The organism is Halococcus morrhuae DSM 1307, assembly GCF_000336695.1.
Classification (GTDB): Archaea; Halobacteriota; Halobacteria; order Halobacteriales; family Halococcaceae; genus Halococcus; species Halococcus morrhuae.
The window spans coordinates 1-6,391 of the sequence record NZ_AOMC01000116.1 but is presented as its reverse complement, the minus strand read 5'-3'; the positions used below and the strand labels follow the sequence as shown (position 1 = coordinate 6,391).

Genomic DNA, 6,391 nt, shown 5'->3' with positions numbered 1-6,391 from the left:
TCCAGCCAACGATTGCGTTCTCCGATTGGAAGAGCAGATTTCCGATCAATTCGTCCCAGTCACGACGGGATTAGCCTAGAACGGATGGTTCGTCGACGAAAGAAGTGAGCTGCTGTCGATCCTCGGCCGACCAGGCTTGCTGATCACCGCTCTTGTGGCCGCCGTCGTCGGGTATGGGCTCAGTGGCGTTGCGCCGCTGGGCGACGTTCTCGGCGAGATGACCTTCGCGGACGGCCCAGCCGCAGAACGCGGAGACGTACGCGTAGTAGGTGCGCACCGTACCCGCAGTCCAGCCCTGCCGAGTGAGGTGACGGGCGTATTCGCGAAGATGACCCGAGTCCAACTCGTCGAACGACGTCGGACTCTCCTCGTGGCCGGTGAGGAAGTCGACGAATCGATCGAGCTCTCGGCCTGCGTCTTGGCGATAGTTGCCGCTCTCGCCACCCTGACCTTTGCCCTTGTCCGTCAGGAAGTCCTCGATGACCGCATCAATCTGCACCACGCTACGCGCCTCCGCTACGTTCGTCCAGTCGATGGCCGTTCTCCGGGCGAGTAACCGTGGTTCTGGGTCGTGGCATCGTGCTCGCTGTGGCAGAGGGCGGGGCTTCGGATAAATCTACATGTCCTTATTCGATTAAGCACGAGTAACAACTAAAATCGCTCAAACGCCCGAATACGCCTTACATAGACCGTGAAATAGACATATCCTGGTCTATAAACCCCATGTTAGGATATCAACACCTTTATCAAAATTCCTTCATTTTTAGAGCTTGGATTCCTACAAATCGCCAAGTCATTTACAATACGTTTCGTGGATCTCATCGATTCAACCAGCAGATCAGTTCTCCAACTGAACGCACTTAGCAGGCACTCTGGAGGGTATATCGACAATATGCGAGTGCCGAAAGCGGTCATCGTTCAACTCAACACTCCATAAAATTGTCAGACAAGCACGCAAGCAAACCACGCTTTGCGGTGCATTCGAGACATCGCTGACGAGTTACACATATCAAGATGTGCGAAATCACCCTCAGCACTCTGGATTTCGTAGATGGCTATGCATGACACATTGATCTAACTGACTTTAAATCAAATAACGGTCAGCGAGTCGTCCGAATCGTCGTCGATGATATCAGAGAGACCGTAGACGCCGATCGCATCCCCGTAGCCCAACTCGTCGACTGCAGTCTCGATTCCATGATTCGCCGGGATATCGTCAGTGAGGACGACGATGTCTGTCGCCCCTGTGTCTCGGAGATATTGAATCACCAACCCAGCGAGGATCGTATCAGTCTTTTCGACTTCGTGTTCGGGTTGGCCGGTCTCGTTCGCAATGACGCGTCGCGCGATATCGCTGGCAGTGACTGCATCCGCATCCTGTGGCGAAGGCGCATCAACGATTTCGGCCCATCCTTCGTCGAGCGCGCGATGAATACGGTCGGTTTCCGGTCCACCAAGCTCGCCGACGACGCAGCGCGGGAGCTGTAGAACGACGCCAGCAGTTCGAACCTCGTGCCGGAAGCGCTCGTACTTCGGGTTCGATGGACGCCCGATGGCGAAGAACACGTTGGCATCGACGATGGCCGGTACGTCCGCCGATAGCGGCGATGAGCGACTCATTCCGGTGACTCACTCGTCAGCATCTGTCGTTGGGGATCGCTCCAGCTCGCCGCCCTCGTCGTCGGGTTCGGGGAGGTCGAGCTGGTCGTGGACATCAGGGAAGAGATATGCGAAGTAGGGATCGTGTTCACGGCCAAGTGCGAGCGCCGGCCTGAGCGCGTAGACAATCATCATGGCCTCGGTGTCGCGCACGTCGATATCGGAAGCAATCATCCGCTGGGTGGTTCTTCCTGCGAAGTGGAGGCCAGCCCCACGCAGCGCGGCCACGAGTTTGCCGACGCCGTGACGCTCAACGAAGTATGCGATGTCCTCATCGACCTCTTGGAGTCCGATGGCGTGGAGGACCGTCGGCGTGACGATGATCGAGGCGTACTGTTCGAGGATGATCAGCGGCTCGGCGGTCAGCCGCTGCGGCCGGGTCGAGTCGTCCTGCTCGACGAGTCCGAATTCGGTCAGCGTCTCGATGTACTTGTAGGTGGTCGACTTCGAGAGGGCGAGCGCGTCCATGATCGTTGGTGGCGTTACTGGACCCCTATAGCAGACGTAGACATAGATCCGTGCGAGCGCCGGGCGGTTGAGTAACTGAACGACCGTTTCGAGCCGGGGGGCGTTCTCGGCGAGCGCTTCGGGAGTGAGTGCTGCGTCGTCCACTGCATCGAACGGTGGTGGATCCAGCACCCCACCCGTACCGCCATCAGGACGGAGGTGATCGTGATTGGGGGGTAGGTCCATACCCTTAGTCCGAAGTCCATGTACTTCAGACTATCGTTGGCAGCCTTGTGTGGATCAATGTCCCAGATCAGGCCGAATCAACGAGCACCTCCATCGAGTGAAGAAGGGGAGCTTGCCCCGATATCTCTGAATTGGATTCTTGGCCATTGGTTCGCATTGTTCTTCCTGAGGGCGTATAGCTCGTTGGTCATTCGGAGTGCCTTTGGCCATAAGGGTCTTTGATGACGGTTGCGAAATTTAACATCCAATGGGAGAGAAAGACGAGGCTCACAATACACGGGAACAGGGGGTTGAGTTCGGTGATCTGGCCGACCGGATTGCCAGCCATAATTATCCAGCAACAAGCGCTGACTTCGTTGACGAATACGGAGAGTATGAGGTTGAGTTCCCGGCTGGCACTCAGACACTCCAGAATCTCTTTGAGCCACTTCAGGGAGAGACATTCGATTCACCCAATGATGCTCGTCAAGCTATCCTCAGTATGGTTGATGAGAGAGCAATTGGGCGGAAGGGCTACTCTGACCGAACTCCGCCTGTAATCGGCGAAGAAACCGAGTGGACTCCAGAATCTCTCTAACCGAGTACCGAGATTCTGAACCTCACGGCTCAGTTGAATCCGCAGAGGGCAGCGGGATAGGTCGTCAGAATCAGTGTACTGAAGCGGGAGAGTGCTGTTGTGGGGAAGACACTCTTCCGCTTCGTGAAGCAAGTAGCTTTGCTCCGTTGATCACCGCCTCCTTCTGCGGGTTACATCGGTGAGTTCAGGGGAATTGGACGCCCTCTTGCGGTATGGAGCGGTTACGACAACGCGCGAAGAAGTATCGAGAACTTGGGAAAGAACACGCGGAGCTGAACTTGGCTAGGTCGATTCGTCATGCATAGCCCTATGTGAAATTTGGGCTGTCGATTGATTCCAACGCTTATCGTGCATGAGAAAACTGCTTGCTTGATTTCGGATCAGAGAAGGCCACCTATCAGTCGCCGGGCTCCCGCTCCGTCGACGAGCGCCCGACACCAAACGAGACGTTCCCGGCGGCGACACGGAGGATCTCGACGGTCAGCGCGACGAGTATGCCGACGATGACTACCTGGACGGCGACGGAGGCAATTTGGACGGGCGACGCGGTACCGAGCCACACCGGATTGAAGAGTTTCGTCCGTAGGTTCGAAATACCGAGGTAGCCCAGCGCCGAGAGGCTCATCACGAGGACGAACGCGGCGCCGACGAGCAGACTGCGTGCCTCCTTGCTCGCGTCCCAGTTGCGGACCCACACGACGACGGTGACGATCGAGAGGCCAGCGAACACTTGGACAGCACTGCCGAAAAGCGACCAGACGGCTGCCCAGCTCCCGCTCGCGACCAGCAGGTACGCGAGCGCCGTCTGCGCGGCGGAATTGGCGAATCGGTTCCCTGCGAAACTCGTCTCGGGGTCGGTGACGGCCTCCTCGACGAAGTACCGACCGAGTCGGATCGATGTGTCGGCTGTCGTCAGCGCGAACGCCGAGAGGACGAGGGCCATGAACGTCGCACCGAGGCGGGTCGGGACGCCCAGCGCCGAGAGGATGATGGCCCCGCCCTCGGCGAAGCTCGGGAGTGCGAGCCCGATCCCAGAGCCGGAGGGGATCGAAGGGATCACCGCAACGGTTCCGATGGCGACGACCGCCAACAGTCCCTCAACGAGGGTCGTCCCGTATCCGATGGCGTTCGCGTCGGTCTCGCGGTTCAGCTGTTTCGGCGTCGTCCCGGAGCAGACCATCGAGTGCAGCCCGCAGACCGCGCCGCAGAAGATCGTGGGGAACAGCATCGGCACCGCGGGGCCGATTCCGGCGAACGCGTCGCTCATAAACCCGGTGAACGGGTCGAGGCTCATCGTCAGCGGTTGGTTCGCGGTCCCGAACAGCGTCCCGACGACGATCGCGAGGACCGCCCCGCCAAGTCCTGCGTACAGCAGGAACGACGAGAGATAATCGCGGGGCTGCAACAGCGTCTGCACCGGGAGGACACTCGCGAAGAACGCATACAGCAGGATCACGACCAGCCAGACGGACACGTTGGCGTTCACGACCGTCGGCAGGACCGTAGCGCCGCCGTCCGACACCAGCACCAGCGGGTACTGCAGGCCGACCCAGACGCCCCCGAAGACAGCGGGGACAAAGAGCAGCGTGCCGAGCCGGAAGGGGAGCCCGTATCGCTTGTAAAGACCGAAGAGCAGCGCGAGCACGACGTAACAGACGCTGGCTGTCGCCGTGCTCGGGTACGCGTCGAACACGATCGCAACGACGAGCGAGAGAACGCCGATGACGAGCAGGTTCGCCGTGAACGCGAGAGAGAGCATCAGCGACTTCCCGCGCTCGCCGACGTACTGTCCGAAGATGTGACCGACCGACCGGCCGTCGTGACGGACGCTCATCGTGAGGACCGCGAAGTCGTTCATCGCCCCGTAGACGATGGTTCCGACGACGATCCAGGCGAGCGCAGGCGCCCAGCCCCACGCGAGCGCGGCGGTAATCGGTCCGATGATCGGGGCACCGCCGGCGACGCTCGAGAAGTGGTGGCCGAATAGCTCGAGCTTCCGCGAGGGGACGTAATCGACGCCATCATACCGATCGTGCGCGGGCGTCGGCCTGTCCTCGTCGAGGTCGAACATGCGGCTCATGTACCGCCCGTAGGTCAGGTACGCGACGGTGAAGATCAACGCGACGCCGCCGACGACCGTCAGGAGGCTAACCATGTGTCGGTGTAAGGAGTGATAATCGGGTTACTGTCGTACCGCAAGCAAATTGACCTCCGCCCTCGTGAGGACTGTCGTAGTCTCTTACCGGTGATGACGTCCGACGGGGTAGCGGTCACCGGCACATAGCTACGACAGTCTGTATCAATCGGCGGATTCCGACTGGGCTTCGATGACGTCCTCGGTCGTCTCGATCTCCGCGTCCTCCTCGACGAAGCCGTGTTCGCGCATCCACTCGGCGGTCCGTTCGACCCGCTTGGAGTCGGGCTCACGGACCGGCAGGAAGTTCCGTAGCTCGAACTCCTCGCGGAGCCGATCGAAGTCGACGTCCTCGAAGGTATCGAGGTTCTCATCGGCGGCCTCTTCGAGCATATCGACATACCTGTCGCGGTACACCTCGAGGTCGTCGTTGATTTCCTCGACGGCTCGGTTGAGCGCGGTCCGGAACTTCGCAGCGGTTTCGGGGTCGACGTCCTCCTTCGTCGTGATCGCCGCCCGGCACGGCCCGACGTATACTTCCGATAGTTCGTCGTCGTAGCGGCCGAGCGTGACGTACGGCTCGAGGACGCCGATGGCGTCGACCTCGCCCTCCTTGACGGCCTCGAAGCGTTCCTCCGCAGACCCGACGTGCTCGAGGACGATTTCCTCCTCATCGAATCCGTTGCCCTCCAGGATCTCCGGGAGCGAGTAGAAGGAGGTCGCGTACTCGTTGATCCCGATCGAGCGTCCGCGTACGTCTTCGATGTCCTCGATGTCGGAGTCGGCCCGCGCGAAGATGACGCGGTCCCACTCACTGTAAGAGCCGATGATCTCGCGGTCGGTCTCCGCGGCTGCGTCGACAGCGTTCCACTCGCAGACGCCATGCGTCCCGCCCTGTTCGTCAAGATCATCCCACCAGTCAGACTCGAACGCGTTGTCGCCGTCGTCGAAGTCCTGTGTCCCCGGAGCGAAGTACGACAGGTCGGGATCGATGCCCTCCGCTTCGAAGTAGCTGTTCTCCTCGGCGACCTCCTGGACGAGACGCCAGGTGAAGTACTCGTGTGCGACGTTCAGATCTGCCATAGCGTTCCCTCGTTGAGCCCCTAGCGGGTTAATAAATTCCAATGTAGCGATAATCCCCACGATCTCGGAGGCAATTCACCAGTATTCTCGACAAATGCTTGAAAATCTTGGATATGACAAGCGAAAGGTTCAGAAGCAGATAAGAATTCCCAATCCGTACGTGTTTAGCGCGGTCCTCTCGTAGATGCCTCTGCACGTGATTCTGGTTGCTCTCCTCCGAGTATCGACGTCAGTTGATCCGGTGG

5 protein-coding genes and 1 pseudogene are annotated in these 6,391 nt (G+C 59.5%); 1 reads left to right on the top strand and 5 read right to left on the bottom strand.

The window, feature by feature from the left end; genetic code table 11:
- Positions 1 to 88 precede the first annotated feature (88 nt).
- The 3 genes and pseudogenes from C448_RS09465 to C448_RS09455 all read right to left on the bottom strand — a co-directional run.
- A pseudogene (locus C448_RS09465) lies at positions 89 to 502 on the bottom strand (phage integrase SAM-like domain-containing protein); the annotation flags it as partial.
- A gap of 587 nt (positions 503 to 1,089) precedes the next feature.
- Positions 1,090 to 1,620, bottom strand: coding sequence for a hypothetical protein (locus C448_RS09460; protein WP_004054143.1), 531 nt, complete (start codon positions 1,618 to 1,620; stop codon positions 1,090 to 1,092).
- Between the two features lie 9 nt (positions 1,621 to 1,629).
- Positions 1,630 to 2,352, bottom strand: a complete 723-nt coding sequence (locus C448_RS09455; RefSeq protein ID WP_049916222.1) for a DUF7437 domain-containing protein — start codon at positions 2,350 to 2,352, stop codon at positions 1,630 to 1,632.
- 247 nt (positions 2,353 to 2,599) lie between these two features.
- Between C448_RS09455 and C448_RS09450 the strand changes: the two genes are divergently transcribed.
- The gene (locus tag C448_RS09450) at positions 2,600 to 2,929 is read left to right on the top strand and encodes a DUF5789 family protein (RefSeq protein WP_080503185.1); all 330 of its coding nucleotides are present in this window, start codon (positions 2,600 to 2,602) and stop codon (positions 2,927 to 2,929) included.
- Positions 2,930 to 3,326: 397 nt separating this feature from the next.
- On the opposite strand, the gene C448_RS09445 is transcribed toward C448_RS09450, so the two are convergent.
- Positions 3,327 to 5,084 carry a carbon starvation CstA family protein gene (locus C448_RS09445; protein ID WP_004054140.1) on the bottom strand — a complete coding sequence of 586 codons (1,758 nt, stop codon included), beginning with the start codon at positions 5,082 to 5,084 and terminating at the stop codon, positions 3,327 to 3,329.
- Positions 5,085 to 5,228: 144 nt separating this feature from the next.
- Positions 5,229 to 6,146, bottom strand: a complete 918-nt coding sequence (locus tag C448_RS09440) for an ABC transporter substrate-binding protein (protein ID WP_004054139.1) — start codon at positions 6,144 to 6,146, stop codon at positions 5,229 to 5,231.
- Positions 6,147 to 6,391 lie beyond the last annotated feature (245 nt).